Source organism: Pseudomonas citronellolis, from assembly GCF_900112375.1.
GTDB classification, from domain to species: domain Bacteria; phylum Pseudomonadota; class Gammaproteobacteria; order Pseudomonadales; family Pseudomonadaceae; genus Pseudomonas; species Pseudomonas citronellolis.
This window is the reverse complement of record NZ_FOLS01000016.1, coordinates 1-13,827: the sequence shown is the minus strand read 5'-3', so window position 1 is coordinate 13,827 and position 13,827 is coordinate 1. Positions and strand designations below refer to the sequence as shown.

Here is a 13,827-nt window from a genome sequence, read left to right as displayed (position 1 = left end):
CGGCGGATAACGCCATAGGCGTTATGCGCCCTACGGATTTCCGGAAAACTTTGGGTGCTGGGCTCAAGAGCGCCCTCTCCCCAGCACCGCAGCCCCTGGCAAACCCCATTCGCGAGCAAGCTCGCTCCTACGAAGCCCCTTCCGACGCAGTCGGCAAGAGAACCGCATCGGCGAAAATGCTGGCTCTTGGCTATTGTGAGGAGAGGGCGACGCCTCCAGCCGCGCTCCGGGTGCGAAGGCGTTAGAAACAATCCGATGTCTGCAAATCGAATTTGGAACTATATACTGCGCAGCGGTTCGAGGCCGCGGCGGCGGCCTCATGAGACTTTCAAAGGAGAAACCCGATGCGCCCACATGGCGTCAACTGGATGCAGCGCACCGCTCGCCTGCTGGCCGGAGCCAGCCTGGCCATGCTCCCCTTCCTGGCCCAGGCGGCGAGCGAGGACGACCCCTGGGAGAGCGTCAACCGCCCGATCTTCGTGTTCAACGACACCCTCGACACCTATGCGCTCAAGCCCCTGGCGCAGGGCTACCAGAAGGTGACGCCGAATTTCGTGCAGGACGGCATCCACAACTTCTTCAGCAACATCGGCGACGTGCGCAACCTGGCCAACGACCTGCTGCAGGGCAAGCTCGAGCACGCCGGCGTCGACACCAGCCGCCTGCTGTTCAACACCACCTTCGGCCTGGCCGGCTTCATCGACGTGGCCACCCGCATGGGCCTGCAGCGCAACGACGAGGATTTCGGCCAGACCCTCGGCTACTGGGGCGTGGGCAGCGGCCCGTACGTGATGCTGCCGCTGCTGGGCCCGAGCACCCTGCGCGACGCGCCGTCGAAGATCCCGGACGCCTATACCGGCATGTACCCGTACATCGACGACGTGTCCGTGCGCAACAGCATCCGCGCCGTGGATGTGGTCGACACCCGCGCCGACCTGATCAAGTCCGAGAAGCTGATTTCCGGCGACAAGTACAACTTCATCCGCAACGCCTACCTGCAGAACCGCGAGTTCAAGGTCAAGGACGGCCAGGTCGAAGACGACTTCTGACACACCCGCCACCCATCCGCCCCGGGGCTGCCGCAAGCGCGCCGTGCCGCCGTCTTGAACCCTTGGGCGGATGGGAGTAGTGTCTGCGCCTTGTCGCACCCGACCCGCGCCGTTTTCATTGCCATGCGCGCCCACTCCACCACCTCCGGCGCCGTTTGCCTGGATAACCCATGCACAAACCCAGTGCCACGCTGCTGATCATCGATGACGACGAGGCCGTTCGCGAAAGCCTCGCGGCCTACCTGGAAGACAGTGGTTTCAAAGTCCTGCAGGCGACCAACGGCCAGCAGGGCCTGCAGGTCTTCCAGCACGAACTGCCCGACCTGGTCATCTGTGACCTGCGCATGCCGCAGATGGACGGCCTGGAGCTGATCCGCCGGGTCAGCGAGATGGCGGTGGAAACGCCGGTCATCGTGCTTTCCGGGGCCGGGGTGATGAGCGACGTGGTCGAGGCCCTGCGCCTGGGCGCCGCCGACTACCTGATCAAGCCCCTGGAAGACCTGGCCGTGCTGGAGCACTCGGTGCGCCGCGCCCTGGACCGCGCCTACCTGCGTTCGGAGAACCGCCGCTACCGCGAGAAGCTGGAAGCCGCCAACCGCGAACTGCAGGCCAGCCTGAACCTGCTGCAGGAAGACCAGAACGCCGGGCGCCAGGTGCAGATGAACATGCTGCCGGTGACGCCCTGGGAAGCCGAGGGGCTGAAGTTCGCCCACCAGATCATCCCGTCGCTGTACCTGTCCGGCGACTTCGTCGACTACTTCCGCGTCGACGAGCGGCGCATCGGCTTCTACCTCGCCGACGTCTCCGGCCATGGCGCCTCCTCGGCGTTCGTGACCGTGCTGCTGAAGTTCATGACCACCCGCCTGCTGTACGAGTCGCGGCGCGCGGGCACGCTGCCCGAGTTCAAGCCTTCCGAGGTGCTCGGGCACATCAACCGCGGGTTGATCAACACCAAGCTGGGCAAGCACGTGACCATGCTCGGCGGGGTGATCGACCTGGAAACCGATCGCTTGACCTACAGCATCGGTGGCCACCTGCCGCTGCCGGTACTCTACGTCGACGGCGAAGCACGCTACCTCGAGGGCCGCGGCCTGCCCGTGGGCCTGTTCGAGGACGCCACCTACGACGACCGGACCATGGACCTGCCCAGGTCCTTCAGCCTGTCGTTGTTCTCCGACGGCATACTGGATGTGCTGCCCGGGGCTACATTGAAAGAAAAGGAGACGGCCCTGCCCGAGCAGGTCGTCGCCGCCGGCGGGACGCTGGACGGCCTGCGCCAGGTCTTCGGACTGGCCAAGTTGTCCGAGATGCCGGATGATATCGCCTTGCTGGTGTTGAGCAGGAACCTTGCATGAGTACCGGTAAAATCCAGTTCGCCGAGCAGGATGGCTCATTCGTCCTGAAGTTCGTGGGCGAAGTCCGACTGACCCTGTGTTCGGCGCTGGATGCCACCATTGAAAAAATCTTCGCCGCGTTGAATTTCACGGCGATCATCATCGATCTCACGGAAACCCAGAGCATCGACAGCACCACCCTGGGACTGCTGGCCAAGCTGTCGATCCTCTCGCGGCAGAAGGTGGGGCTGTTGCCGACCCTGGTGACCACCAACCCGGACATCACCCGGTTGCTGCAGTCCATGGGCTTCGACCAGGTGTTCAACATCGTCGACCGGCCCATCCCCTGCACGGACTGCCTCACCGACCTGCCGCCCCAGGACCAGTCCGAGGAAGTGGTGCGCAGCAAGGTGCTGGAGGCCCACCGCATCCTCATGGGCCTGAACGAGTCCAACCGTGAAGCCTTCCACGACCTGGTGAGTGCCCTCGAGCACCACTGATCCGCCGGAGCCCGTCGATACAACGCAAACCGGCGCCCTGGGGCGCCGGTTCGTTTTGCTGCGCGTAGGTTTCAGCGGCCGCCGAGCAGGGCTTCCAGCTTCTCCTGGTCGCGGGCGAACAGGCGGATGCCCTCGGCCAGCTTCTCGGTGGCCATGGCGTCCTCGTTCATCTGCCAGCGGAAGGCGCTCTCGTCCAGCACCTGGCGCGCCTCGCCGCCGCCGGGCTGCAGGGTGCGCGGCAGTTCGCCCTGGGCGTCGGCCAGTTGCTGCAGCAGGTCCGGGCTGATGGTCAGGCGGTCGCAGCCGGCCAGTTGCTCGATCTGCCCGAGGTTGCGGAAGCTCGCGCCCATCACCACGGTGCGGTAGCCGTTGGCCTTGTAATAGCGGTAGATGCGCGACACCGACTGCACGCCCGGGTCCTCGGCGCCGACGTAGTCGCGGGCGTTGGCCTTCTTGTACCAGTCGTAGATGCGGCCGACGAAGGGCGAGATGAGGAACACCCCGGCGTCGGCGCAGGCCGTGGCCTGGGCGAAGGAGAACAGCAGGGTGAGGTTGGTCTGGATGCCGTCGCGTTCCAACTGCTCGGCTGCGCGGATGCCTTCCCAGGTGGAGGCGATCTTGATCAGCACGCGGTCCTTGCCGACGCCTTGTTCGTCGTACAGCTCGACCAGCCGGCGGGCGCGGGCCAGGGTGTCTTCGGTGTCGAAGGACAGGCGCGCGTCCACTTCGGTGGAGACGCGACCGGGGATGACCCCGAGGATGTCCTTGCCCACCGCCACGGCGAAGCGGTCGCAGGCCAGGCCCGCGTCACCGCCGCTGGCCGCGGTGGCGCGGGCCAGGTGCTCGGCGTAGCGGGGCAGGGTGGCGGCCTTGAGCAGCAGCGAGGGGTTGGTGGTGGCATCCACCGGCTTCAGGCGGGCAATGGCGTCGAAATCGCCGGTATCGGCGACGACGGTGGTGTACTGCTTCAGTTGTTCCAGCTTGGAGGTCATGGCAGGTCTTCCGAGTGCGATCCCCATGACCTTACCCGAGCGCAACCCCGCGCTCAACGGGACCTAGCGGCCATCCAGAAGTTCGATGGCCTGGTCGAGCACCTGCAGCGGATCGGCGGCCTTGTGCACGTCCACCGAAAGCAGCTGGCGGAAGCGCCGGGCGCCGGGGAAACCCTGGCCGAGGCCGAGCACGTGGCGCGTCACATGGTGCATGGCGCCGCCCTCGGCGATGTGCCGCTGGATGTACGGGCGCATCCGCGCCAGGGCCTCGGCGCGGCTGATCGCCGGGACCGTGGCGCCGTACAGCGCGGCGTCCACCTGGGCCAGCAGGTAGGGGTTGTGATAGGCCTCGCGGCCGAGCATCACGCCGTCGAAGGTGCGCAGGTGCTCCTGGCATTCGGCCAGGGTCTTGATGCCGCCGTTGAGGACGATCTCCAGGTCCGGGAAATCGCGCTTGAGCTGCGCCGCCACCTCGTAGCGCAGCGGCGGAACCTCGCGGTTCTCCTTGGGCGAGAGGCCTTCGAGGATGGCGATGCGCGCATGCACGGTGAAACTGCGGCAGCCGGCCTCGCGCACCTGGCCGACGAAGTCGCACAGCTCGGCATAGCTGTCGCGCCCGTTGATGCCGATGCGGTGCTTGACCGTGACCGGAATGGAAACCGCCTCGCGCATGGCCACGACGCACTCGGCCACCAGCGCCGGATGGGCCATCAGGCAGGCGCCGATCATATTGTGCTGCACCCGGTCGCTGGGGCAGCCGACGTTCAGGTTGACCTCGTCGTAACCCGCAGCCTCTGCCAGCTTCGCCGCCGCCGCCAGCTCGGCCGGCACGCTGCCGCCCAGCTGCAGCGCCAGCGGGTGCTCGCACTCGTCATGGCGCAGGAAGCGCGCGGCATCGCCATGCAGCAAGGCCCCGGTGGTGACCATCTCGGTGTAGAGCAGGGCATGGCTCGACAGCTGGCGCAGGAAGAACCGGCAGTGGCGGTCGGTCCAGTCCATCATGGGCGCCACGGAGAATCTATGAGAAAAATTCATTTAAAATCAATATTTTGCATTTGTGAAATTTCGTGGTAACAAATCTGGTAACGCACGCATCGTAATTATCGGCAACGAATAGACATTAAACGCGGCGCTGTCGGCATGAAAAAACGCCCGGTGAAGGGCGTTTGGGGACGTCGCGGGCAACCGCTGTTACCAGATGGCGCCTAGTATACCTCGGTTGGTTGAGCCCTATAGGCATTGCCATTCGCCGAAGCCAGGGCCAACGTAATGTCGGACGCTGCAGCGTCGGCTGTCGTAGTCGTCGAACACCTCCACCTCGATGACCGGGGTTCCGGTCTTGGTGAAGAACGTGTAGATGCGCCCCGGCGTACCTATCTGGCTGTGCACGCTCTTGACGTGGGCATAGCTGGCCTCTGGCATCGAGGTCCAGTTGACGTGCATCAGGCACTCGGCCAATCCGAATGCCGGCAACCACTTCAGTGGCAGTTCGCGCAGCGGCAGCGGCTGAACAACCTGAGCCTCGGTAGTTGCTGCCAGCGCCTGGCGGATCTTCTCGATAGCCTGGCTTCCGGTTTCCCGCCGTTGCTGTGCAGCGGCCTCAGTGACGTCCTTGCAGCAGCTCGGCGGTTCGGGATCGCATACGTCCCGCGCCAGGCCGCATGCGTCGCAACGCATCTGGTCGGAGTGCTGCCGGGCCTTGCAGTCACGCGATTTGATGACCATGGCTTAGCGCTCCTTCGGTGGAATTGGAGGGGCTAAAGGCCCCCTCGGTGGAATGATGTTGCCCCGTACCGATCGCGGCGGCGGTGGGGGTGGCGGCTCATCAGGTCGGACGGCTGGCGTAGGGATGCGAGCAGTGACGTTGTGGAGGTCGTCGACGACTGCGCCCTGGAAGTCACCAAGAGCAAGCGCGTCCCAGGCATTGGCTTTTCGCCACGAGAACTCTCCCCACTTCACCACCTCGACTTCGGGGATACGCAGCCCGAACCAGCCCAGGCGGACTCTCGTGCGACCGGTGAGCTTGTCCATCAGGCTTCCTCCTCGCTGTAGGCCTCGGGGCCCGCTTCAGCAATGCGTTGCTCGGTCTCCAACAAGCGGCGCTTCAGCTCAACCATATGTTGATCTTCCGGGCAGATCGGCGCCCCGCTCGCGAACAGCGTCATCTCCCGGGGCACGCACACGGCCATCTCAAGGAGGCGGCCATCCGGCAACACGGGTGAGCGCTTGCGCGCCTGGGCGATCAGGTGTGTGCCGCGGTCCTCGAACCACGACTCGATGCCGTTGCTGTCCGTCCAATGGCAAAAGATCCGCCTGGTCGGCCGTGAGAGCGCGATGGACGAGATCAGCAGCATTGTCCAGGCGCCTAAGCCGACGCCCCACCAGCCGCTCCCCAGCGGGGCGAAGAGGGCGGTCAGGCCGGCGAGGTCGAGCCAGTTGAACTGCTGCATCGTGAGCAGACGGCGGATACGGTAGGTGATCAGCATGTTCTATTCCCCCAAGCCCAGGTACTTCTTCCAGGGCACCTTGACGCCGTTGACCAGGAAGCCCCACACACCGCGCCACCGGCCGGAGATGAACAGGGTGTACACGCCGCCTTCGCTGACTTCGGTGATTGAGTGGTACTCACCGAAGCGCAGAGGAGCGGTGTCACCACGACGGCGGATGTGCAGGGTATGGTCGCGGCCAAACCGCTCACACCAATCCGCGTCATCGACGAGGCGCTTCTCGACGTACCAGCCCTTCAGGATGATGGTGCGTGCGTCCCACGGGTGGTCGTGCATGTGCCGATCCGTATCCTCGCGCTTGATGTGGTGCACGCGGAACGACCACGGGATGAGGGACGCCCAGCGCGGGACATTGGTCTCTCGGTCGTACGGGTTGAACACCCAATAACGTTCCATGTAGCTGGGGTTCTCGTTGCTCGGCAGGTGCATGTAGGGCGTGCGCTTGGCGTAGTGGATGAGGGCCTCGGCGACACGCGGACGAGCGAGCTGGCGCGCCAGCAGGTTCCACAGGAAGGTCTTCATCAGATGCCTCCCATGGCGATCGACACGTCGGTGATCAGCAGGCCATCGCAACGTCCATGCGAACCGTGGCTGATCATGCTCACGGACAGCCCTCGGGGCTGTACGCCGCTCTCTTTGGCCAGGCGAGCAAGGCGTGCACTGATGTAGTTCGCGATGTCGGTCTGCGCTGCTGCTTTGGCCTGCTGGATCTGCTTCAGGGTGGGCTCAGCCATGGCGCACCCCCTCCAAGCTCAAGGTCTCCTCGACCTGCCGGTTGAACCCCTTGTGCTGCATCTCCGACTCGAAGATGAATTCGTCACCGATGACGAGCACGTCGAGTCGCCGGGCGACGGTCTCCATTACGAGCGCTCGGCGCGCATCACGGGCTACCAGCACGCCGGGACGGTTCTTCACCCGAAGCGCGCCTTCGGGGGTAATCAGGTCGTTGCGAGTCACGATTCGTCTCCTTGATCAACCTTTTGTTGATTCTCCAGGCGAGCGGAAGCCTCTTGGTGCCAGATGGTCTTGGCCCTGGCCGTACAGCGTTCCAGCGACCAGGTGGGGTTCTCCGTCTGCAACCGCTTCACGATGGCGAGGATGCCGGGGCGACGGTGCTCCGGGTTGCAGCTGTCGTTGAGCGACCGCTCCGTGTGAAATACGGCATCGGTGTTCCGGTAGTTCACTTCCGCTTCCTCCTCATCGGGATCCCCCGTTTGGTGCTTGGGGTGTAGGCGCCAACGCCTGCGTGGGTGTCCGGGTTGTCGTTGAACCTGCAGTAGGCTCGCCAATCGATCAGCGATTCGGTTTGGTCACGCCACTGCCGCGCTGGGATTTCGAGCTGCATGGCGGGCTCACCAAGTGCGGTGCCGGCGAACTGCGGCATGCTGCCGGCCCAGTTCGCGAACGATCCGCATAGCCTGCTTGGCCTCCTTGATGAACTTGTCGAACGCTTCAAGAGGGCCGGGGTTAGGGTTGCCGACCATCGAGCCACGCCAGGCTTCGGCTTCCTCGACAGCGCGAGCAAGCGCTCTGATGTGGCGCGGGAACAGCTCATCGGACACGGGGTTCTTAGCCATGGTCGATGTCCTCGCTCGGATGCTTTGCCCGGTACTCCCGCATCGCCGCGGCGCAGGCGCCTTCCGGCGTATCTGCCTGGCCGGAGGCGATGACTTGGCGGTTCGGGTTGTCCTGGTGGAAGTGGCTGCACACCCAGGCCCTCCAACCGCTGGCGTCCAGCACATCCCGGGCGATCTTCCGCATGTTCGCTGCCGGCATATCGTCCTGCGCCGCGCACGGGAAGTCGGCGATGGTTTGAAGGGCGACGATCAGCGAGCCGTTCACGACTTCACCTCCTCGCCGGCCTGGATGCGGCGAAGCACCTCCTGGCGGTGGACCGGCACTGCCTTCGGCGCACTGACGCCGATACGCACCTGGCCGCTTTGCTGGCCGAGGACAGTGATGACGATGTCGTCGCCGATGTGGATGGTTTCGCCGGTACGGCGGGTAAGGATCAGCATGTCTGTGACTCCGTTCGGTGGATGGTTTAATCAACATAAAGTTGATTCGTTGTTGAGATTAATAGCACTCGTATTGGGTGTCAAATATTTCTACAGGTCGTTGTCGTCGTAGCGCTGCCAGGCGATGCTCGGCCCCTTGGTCCAGCGAGCATCGGCGTCCTTCAGGATCACCGCCGAGGTGTCGAACGTCCGGCAGGCCTCGCTGAGTAGCGAGCTGGTGATCCTGGCCCCGGTGTTCAGCCGAACCTTGGGCACCAGGCGGAGGGTAGGGGACCGCTGCAGGCCCTCACCAAACGCCTCCTCCAGCTCCAGCCTCCGAACGGAATGCGGCGATGAATCCTGGCCATCGAGCAGTGGCACCAAGGGGAGGGCGTGGACCAGCGTCAGCACGCCGTCGAGCAGCACGCCGTCGAAGGCAGCACCGAGCATCCAATCGCGCTCGCCGTTGAATGCCAGGATCCGGTGAAGCTCGCAAAGCTGTTCGCGAAGGTCCGTAGTGACGCTGTCGGGCGGCAGCAGCTTGTGCTTGCTGTGCCAACCCACCCAGTTGTGCTCCTTCCCCTCAAGCAGCACCGCGATCACGCGGGTGCCTTGCAGCTCGGGCTCGATCCAGTGGGTGAAGGCGGTGTGCCTCGGATCGAACGGGACAGGCCACATGACCTCGGACATCCAGTAAGCCGTCATCGGTGAGTCCGCCTCGTCGCAGTATTGGCAGGGACTTGCACGGCGACTGCGGTCGGGGAGGCTTCCGCCGACAACCGCGAGCCCCGCGCAGTATTCACAGGCCATGATCTTCTTCCGGCGGAGTGTTCTTCGCCTGACGCTCCTGTGCCTTCTCACGGGCCTCTGCGATCAGGTTGGAAACGTCCACCAGGTCGTGCAGCACGGAAGCCTGAAGCCCGACCACGCAGTCGCTGCCGGTCTCCCGATAGCTGGCGATGGCTTTGATGGCGTCGTCCGACAGAGAGCCGCGCACCGCGGTGACAGCTGCAGCACCAGCGTCGAGCAGGCGCCGCGGGATGGTGATGCCACGCATGGTGCCCTTGGTCACCTTGGCCTTACCGTTCTTCACGGCCTTCGCGTGCTCAGCGGCGATCACCTCGCCGGTCTTGCTGCCGTGCTTGGCCAGTAGTTCGACGGCCTCGGTCAGGGCGATACGGCCCTCCTCGACAGCTTGCTGCACGTCGTGGTTCGCGTGGTGGAGGGCCAGGTGCATCTTGACGTGCTTCAGCGGTTTGCCGATGGCATCGGCGATCTGCGCCGCATCCAGGCCGAACTCGCTCTCTAGGCGTCCGTAGTTGTGAGCAACCTCGACCTCGGACATGGCGAGGCCTTCGTTGCCGGTGGTGATGCGGATGCACCGGGCCAGGTCGTTGCCCTCACTGGGCACGCAGTCGACGTACTCCAGGTCGTCGATCTTCTCCAGCAGCTTCTGCCGAGACGCCTCGTCCATGTCATCACGCAGCAGGCCACGCAGCTCAGCCTGCTTCTCGGGAATGGTCACGCCGTAGCCGTAGTGGCGGCGGTGGCCTTGGACGATCTCGACGGCGCCGGTATCCGGGTTGACGTTGACCTCCAACGGCGGGACCTTGCCGCCCTTGCGCATGAAAGCGACGATCTCGGGCAGGCTGTCACGGTAGCGCTGGGTGGTGGTGTCGCGACCGCTCTGTCCGTCGACGATGACGAGGTCGCTGTAGCGGAAGCGGTAGAGGTCGCGGGACTTCGCCTTGCCGCTGCGGCGAAGGCTCTTGAAGGAATGTTTCTCGGCCATGATGGGCTCCAGGGTTCAGGCGTTCTTGATTCGTTCCAGGGTGTCGAGGATGGCGTAGGCCTTCACCGGGTTCGGTTGGCCGACAGGGGCGCCGTCCAGTGAGGTCTGCTGCCAGCCGTGCTCGGTCTTGACGACCTGGCCGCTACGTTGGTCGTTGACGATGATGTCGAGCAGGCCAGGGCCGCGGTCACGGATGCTGATGCGCTCAGTCGCCATTGGGCAGTTCCAGGCGTTCCACGAACGTCACGGCGCGCCGCAGGTAGTGGGCTACCGGGGGCGGTGCTTCGTATGGGTACGGACGGTTTGGTTGCATGGCCCGCTGGAGGTCTTGATAGGCCCGCCAGTCGTCCCAGGACTGATACGACACGCGTGTGTCGGTGACCTCGGTCAAGCGAATCAGGTGCAGGGCGTTGGAGCCTGACAAGCCTCCGGAGAAACGGGCGTACCAGACTTCGCCGGCCTTCACGTCGGGGAAGACGGTCTCACCGGCACGCAGCGGGCCGTGCAGGACTCCACGGTTGACGGCGTCACGGATTGCCCGCTGGGCGGCCTCCTGCATCTCGGTGGTGCCACTTAGCGAGACGGAATCGCAGTGAACGGTGACACTGCCGCCGGTGAACCAGCCGTGCTCGTCAATACGCGTCGTGCCGTTCTGCACCGCCAGTAGGATCTCGTTGGCCTTGGCCACGATGGCGTTACCTATCGCTGTGCCGAGAGGCAGCGTGGCCTGATGACGATCGAGCAGGCCGAGACGAACCAAGTCGTCGACTGCGTCGGAGTTCGACATCGAGGCGTTGTTGCTCCGGCGGAACCGCAGCAGGTTCCACAGGTGGGCATCATTGAGCTTCATGGCCTGGCCCTCAGATCTTCTTGCCGTTGGGCGCCAAGCGAGCCTCGCGCTTGTGATCGCTGCGGCACTGGTTGTAGGCCAGCTTCTCGAACAGGGCGGCGAACAGATCGAACCCGCGACCGCCCCCCACGTCGAGTTCGCGGATCATGGCGTCGCCGAGTTCCACCTCGAACATCTTCCGGTGGCCCAGCTTGTCGTCCGTCAGGTTCTTGCGGACACCCTCGAAGCCTTCGCTGATCTCGGTGACGATCAACATGCACAGCTCGCCGTCGTTGCGTTCCTTCGGCTCGCCGGTCTCCAAGTCACTCCACCAGCCGGCGGCACGGTTGAGACCGTGGATCAGCGCTTGCAGCATGCGGCCGTAGTGCAGCATCTCTCTCAGCGCGCCCGTAGCCATCTTGGGCGTTACGTCCTCCGGCCAGAATTGCCGCAGGGCGGCCTGGACCGCGGGACTGTGGGCAAGCAGCGCGATGGCCGTGTCGGTGTCGATCTGGCCGGCGTGAAACCGTGCTTCCAGTGATAGGTTCGCATTGGTCATTTCGGGCTTCCTTTGTGCCTTCTGCACAAAAAGTTGATTCACAGGTCGTCGTATTCCGCCGAGAGCCGGATGTAATCGGCCTCGCTGATCGGCTCTGCCAGCGGTTCGTCAGGGAACGGCTCACCGGGCTCGCACCTGCCCACGCAGCCTGACTCGGCGTGGTGCCAGTAGCGGACGGTATCGATGTCGTCATCATCGCCCTGGCTGCCGGCCGAGCCCTTGTCGATCTTGAGGTCCGGCTGGGTGCTCGAAGTACCCGCTACGCGACGGGTGCGAACCTCGTCTTGCTCGACACGCCACACCCTGACACCGGCCTGCTGGTAGATGGTGTCCAGGTCGACCCGGCGTGCATCGAGGTACACGTCGATCTTCTTGCCCAGGTCGACCAGCGGGCGGGCGTCCTTCTTCTCGACGCCGGCCAGGAAGAAGCTGTCGCCGATCTCCATGCCCTGCAGCTTCTGGACATTCTCCGACTCCATGTCGATGCGAGGGCGCCGACGGCGGCCGGGGCGTTCCACGTCTTTTTCCACAATGATCACCACTTCGTTGACATTCACAGGTCGTCGTCCTCGCTCATCGCATTCCGTGCCGTCTCGAACTCGTCCTCCTCATCACCGGCCGGCAGAGAGTCTTCGAGCCCGTTGGCCTCGTCGTCGATGAGGCGACGCCGGTCGGCCTTGCTCAGCTCCGGCGAGCGGTAGACCTCCTGCCCGTTGATGGACAGGCTGCCGCCGTGCTTGTCGGCGGCATCGGTCAGCTTCTTCACCGCACTGGCTACGCCGCCGCGGATCTCCACTTCCTCGGCGCCCAACTGGTCGGTCAGGGTGTCCACCAGCTTCTTCACCGCGGAGGTGACCAGCAGCAGGTTGGCGTCGAGGATTGCAGCTGGATCGCCATCGGTGTCGCGATGGCTCTCGCCCAGGGCGACGTCGCTGAACTTCAGGCCCTTGAAGATGAGTTGGTTGGTCACCTTGAAGCGCATGAGCTCGTCACCCTCGTCGAACAGGCTGGCACTCATCTCGACGACGTTGAAGCCGTACTCCAGGTACTCTTGGGGTTCGTCACCGCTGAGGTCGATGTCCTTGAACGACACCTGCGACTTTTCGCGGTCCATCAGCTTGGCGGCGTAGCCACGCTTCAGGCTGCCCATGTCGTCAGACTTGGCGAGGCTGGTCAGCCAGGTGTCGGCCGGGATCTTGAAGGTGAGCGGGCGCACGGCCAGGCTGCCCATGGCGCGACGCAGGGTGTCGAGGGCATCCTCGGCCAGCTTGGCGTTGCTGCTGTCGATCAGCAGCAGGTTGTCCAGGGCGATCATGTTCACCACGCGGTGCTTGATGAACGCCCGGGGCAGCAGCTCGGCCTCGACCTCGTCGCGGATCTGCGCGATCTCCTTCCGGTAGCACTTCCGCTGCTCGCGCTCCTCGATCGTGCGCACTTTGGCGGCGATGTGCTCGCGGATGGTGGCGCCCGGCAGCTGGCGCTCATGCACGTAGAGGGAGAACAGCGTGTTGCCGTTGGCACCGTCCCAAACCAGGTGGTCGTTGATCGTCGGCGCCGGGAGATCGAAGCCCAGGCAACGCCATTGGCTGCCGGTCGGCTCGTGGGCCAGGACGCTCTTCAGCTTCTCGCCCAGGGCGTCGCTGTCGTGCAGCAGGTCGACGTGCTCGGGATCCGAGACGCGGTAAATCATCAGGTTCTTCAACATGACTATGCTCCCAGCCCGTCGGCCTTCACCTGGCCGATAGCCTTTCTACCGGCGGCGCTGATGCGCCAGGTACGGCCGCTGTTGGTGGAGCGCTCGATCAGCAGGCCTTTGGATACCAGGCTGCTGGCCGTGCGTCCGTTGCCACCCGCGGCGGCGATTTCGCTATAGCTGACGGAGGCGCCGTTCTGCAGGGCCTTCAGCACCGTCTCCTGGGGACGGGACAGCTTCGGTTTCTCGCTCACTGCTGTTCCTCCTGCGCGGCTTCGGTCTCGGCCGGCTTCTCGACACCGGGGACGGCGGGAGAGGTCTCGACGATCTTCTGGATGATCGGCTTCCAGACCTTCCACCAGGCCAAGGCCTGCGAGTCCATGCGCGCGATCTCGTCGTCGCCGAAGGCCCACCACTCGGCGAGGGTGTGGAACTGACAGCCGATCTGCATGTGGGTGGCGGTGTAGGTCACGTCCCAGGTGTCGGCCTGGATTGCCTTGACCTCGGCGCGGTTGCCGGTGCAACCCCACAGCGATGCCACGCCGTCGAGGTTCGCGCCGTCGAGGTTCGCGCCG

Annotated in this window: 24 protein-coding genes; 3 read left to right on the top strand and 21 right to left on the bottom strand. The window is 64.6% G+C overall.

Going from position 1 to position 13,827, the window contains the following annotated elements; translation table 11 throughout:
* Positions 1-344 precede the first annotated feature (344 nt).
* The 3 genes from BM060_RS16125 to rssC all read left to right on the top strand — a co-directional run bounded on the left by BM060_RS16125 (position 345) and on the right by rssC (position 2,883).
* Complete coding sequence (locus tag BM060_RS16125; RefSeq protein ID WP_074980960.1) at positions 345-1,049, top strand: MlaA family lipoprotein; 705 nt, start codon at positions 345-347, stop codon at positions 1,047-1,049.
* A gap of 170 nt (positions 1,050-1,219) precedes the next feature.
* Entirely contained in the window at positions 1,220-2,404 is a 1,185-nt protein-coding gene (gene rssB, locus BM060_RS16120) for a two-component system response regulator RssB (RefSeq protein ID WP_009619157.1), read from the top strand.
* Positions 2,401-2,883: an anti-sigma factor antagonist RssC gene (gene rssC, locus BM060_RS16115; RefSeq protein ID WP_043266908.1), complete on the top strand. Its 483-nt coding sequence runs from the start codon at positions 2,401-2,403 to the stop codon at positions 2,881-2,883. The genes rssB and rssC overlap by 4 nt, the downstream gene beginning before the upstream one ends.
* Before the next feature lie 71 nt (positions 2,884-2,954).
* Here rssC and tal read toward each other — a convergent pair whose 3' ends face one another.
* The 21 genes from tal to BM060_RS32985 form a co-directional block, all read right to left on the bottom strand.
* On the bottom strand, positions 2,955-3,875 hold the full coding sequence (tal, locus tag BM060_RS16110) for a transaldolase (protein WP_074980958.1): 921 nt from the start codon (positions 3,873-3,875) through the stop codon (positions 2,955-2,957).
* Positions 3,876-3,938: 63 nt separating this feature from the next.
* Complete coding sequence (gene dusA / locus BM060_RS16105) at positions 3,939-4,910, bottom strand: tRNA dihydrouridine(20/20a) synthase DusA (protein WP_074980956.1); 972 nt, start codon at positions 4,908-4,910, stop codon at positions 3,939-3,941.
* 195 nt (positions 4,911-5,105) lie between these two features.
* Positions 5,106-5,600, bottom strand: a complete 495-nt coding sequence (locus BM060_RS16100) for a hypothetical protein (protein WP_074980954.1) — start codon at positions 5,598-5,600, stop codon at positions 5,106-5,108.
* A 3-nt stretch (positions 5,601-5,603) separates the two neighbouring features.
* On the bottom strand, positions 5,604-5,906 hold the full coding sequence (locus BM060_RS32495) for a hypothetical protein (protein WP_135499783.1): 303 nt from the start codon (positions 5,904-5,906) through the stop codon (positions 5,604-5,606).
* Positions 5,906-6,361, bottom strand: a complete 456-nt coding sequence (locus tag BM060_RS16095) for a hypothetical protein (protein WP_074980953.1) — start codon at positions 6,359-6,361, stop codon at positions 5,906-5,908. Before BM060_RS16095 ends, BM060_RS32495 begins: the two co-directional genes overlap by 1 nt.
* 3 nt (positions 6,362-6,364) lie before the next feature.
* Positions 6,365-6,904, bottom strand: coding sequence for a hypothetical protein (locus tag BM060_RS16090; protein ID WP_074980950.1), 540 nt, complete (start codon positions 6,902-6,904; stop codon positions 6,365-6,367).
* Complete coding sequence (locus BM060_RS16085; RefSeq protein WP_074980948.1) at positions 6,904-7,116, bottom strand: hypothetical protein; 213 nt, start codon at positions 7,114-7,116, stop codon at positions 6,904-6,906. The genes BM060_RS16090 and BM060_RS16085 overlap by 1 nt, the downstream gene beginning before the upstream one ends.
* The gene (locus BM060_RS16080; RefSeq protein ID WP_074980946.1) at positions 7,109-7,339 is read right to left on the bottom strand and encodes a hypothetical protein; all 231 of its coding nucleotides are present in this window, start codon (positions 7,337-7,339) and stop codon (positions 7,109-7,111) included. Before BM060_RS16080 ends, BM060_RS16085 begins: the two co-directional genes overlap by 8 nt.
* On the bottom strand, positions 7,336-7,566 hold the full coding sequence (locus BM060_RS16075) for a hypothetical protein (protein WP_074980944.1): 231 nt from the start codon (positions 7,564-7,566) through the stop codon (positions 7,336-7,338). The genes BM060_RS16080 and BM060_RS16075 overlap by 4 nt, the downstream gene beginning before the upstream one ends.
* A 168-nt stretch (positions 7,567-7,734) precedes the next feature.
* Positions 7,735-7,959 carry a hypothetical protein gene (locus BM060_RS16070; RefSeq protein WP_074980943.1) on the bottom strand — a complete coding sequence of 75 codons (225 nt, stop codon included), beginning with the start codon at positions 7,957-7,959 and terminating at the stop codon, positions 7,735-7,737.
* A complete protein-coding gene (locus BM060_RS16065; RefSeq protein WP_074980942.1) occupies positions 7,952-8,224 on the bottom strand; it encodes a hypothetical protein in 273 nt (90 codons plus the stop codon). Before BM060_RS16065 ends, BM060_RS16070 begins: the two co-directional genes overlap by 8 nt.
* On the bottom strand, positions 8,221-8,400 hold the full coding sequence (csrA, locus tag BM060_RS16060; RefSeq protein WP_074980941.1) for a carbon storage regulator CsrA: 180 nt from the start codon (positions 8,398-8,400) through the stop codon (positions 8,221-8,223). The genes BM060_RS16065 and csrA overlap by 4 nt, the downstream gene beginning before the upstream one ends.
* 90 nt (positions 8,401-8,490) lie before the next feature.
* Positions 8,491-9,189, bottom strand: coding sequence for a hypothetical protein (locus tag BM060_RS16055; RefSeq protein ID WP_074980940.1), 699 nt, complete (start codon positions 9,187-9,189; stop codon positions 8,491-8,493).
* Positions 9,179-10,171, bottom strand: coding sequence for a ParB-like helix-turn-helix domain-containing protein (locus BM060_RS16050; RefSeq protein ID WP_074980939.1), 993 nt, complete (start codon positions 10,169-10,171; stop codon positions 9,179-9,181). The genes BM060_RS16055 and BM060_RS16050 overlap by 11 nt, the downstream gene beginning before the upstream one ends.
* 15 nt (positions 10,172-10,186) lie before the next feature.
* Positions 10,187-10,387, bottom strand: a complete 201-nt coding sequence (locus BM060_RS16045) for a hypothetical protein (protein ID WP_074980938.1) — start codon at positions 10,385-10,387, stop codon at positions 10,187-10,189.
* Positions 10,377-11,021: a hypothetical protein gene (locus BM060_RS16040; protein ID WP_074980937.1), complete on the bottom strand. Its 645-nt coding sequence runs from the start codon at positions 11,019-11,021 to the stop codon at positions 10,377-10,379. The genes BM060_RS16045 and BM060_RS16040 overlap by 11 nt, the downstream gene beginning before the upstream one ends.
* Before the next feature lie 10 nt (positions 11,022-11,031).
* A complete protein-coding gene (locus BM060_RS16035; RefSeq protein ID WP_245322929.1) occupies positions 11,032-11,559 on the bottom strand; it encodes a nucleoside triphosphate pyrophosphohydrolase family protein in 528 nt (175 codons plus the stop codon).
* A 38-nt stretch (positions 11,560-11,597) separates the two neighbouring features.
* Positions 11,598-12,116 (bottom strand): hypothetical protein, encoded by a 519-nt coding sequence (locus BM060_RS16030; RefSeq protein ID WP_074980936.1) that lies wholly within the window; start codon positions 12,114-12,116, stop codon positions 11,598-11,600.
* Complete coding sequence (locus tag BM060_RS16025; RefSeq protein WP_074980935.1) at positions 12,113-13,264, bottom strand: recombination-associated protein RdgC; 1,152 nt, start codon at positions 13,262-13,264, stop codon at positions 12,113-12,115. Before BM060_RS16025 ends, BM060_RS16030 begins: the two co-directional genes overlap by 4 nt.
* A gap of 2 nt (positions 13,265-13,266) precedes the next feature.
* Positions 13,267-13,506, bottom strand: coding sequence for a hypothetical protein (locus BM060_RS16020; protein ID WP_074980934.1), 240 nt, complete (start codon positions 13,504-13,506; stop codon positions 13,267-13,269).
* Positions 13,503-13,827 (bottom strand): hypothetical protein (locus BM060_RS32985; RefSeq protein ID WP_256257830.1); only part of this gene is annotated, 325 nt, incomplete at its 5' end. The genes BM060_RS16020 and BM060_RS32985, both read right to left, overlap by 4 nt.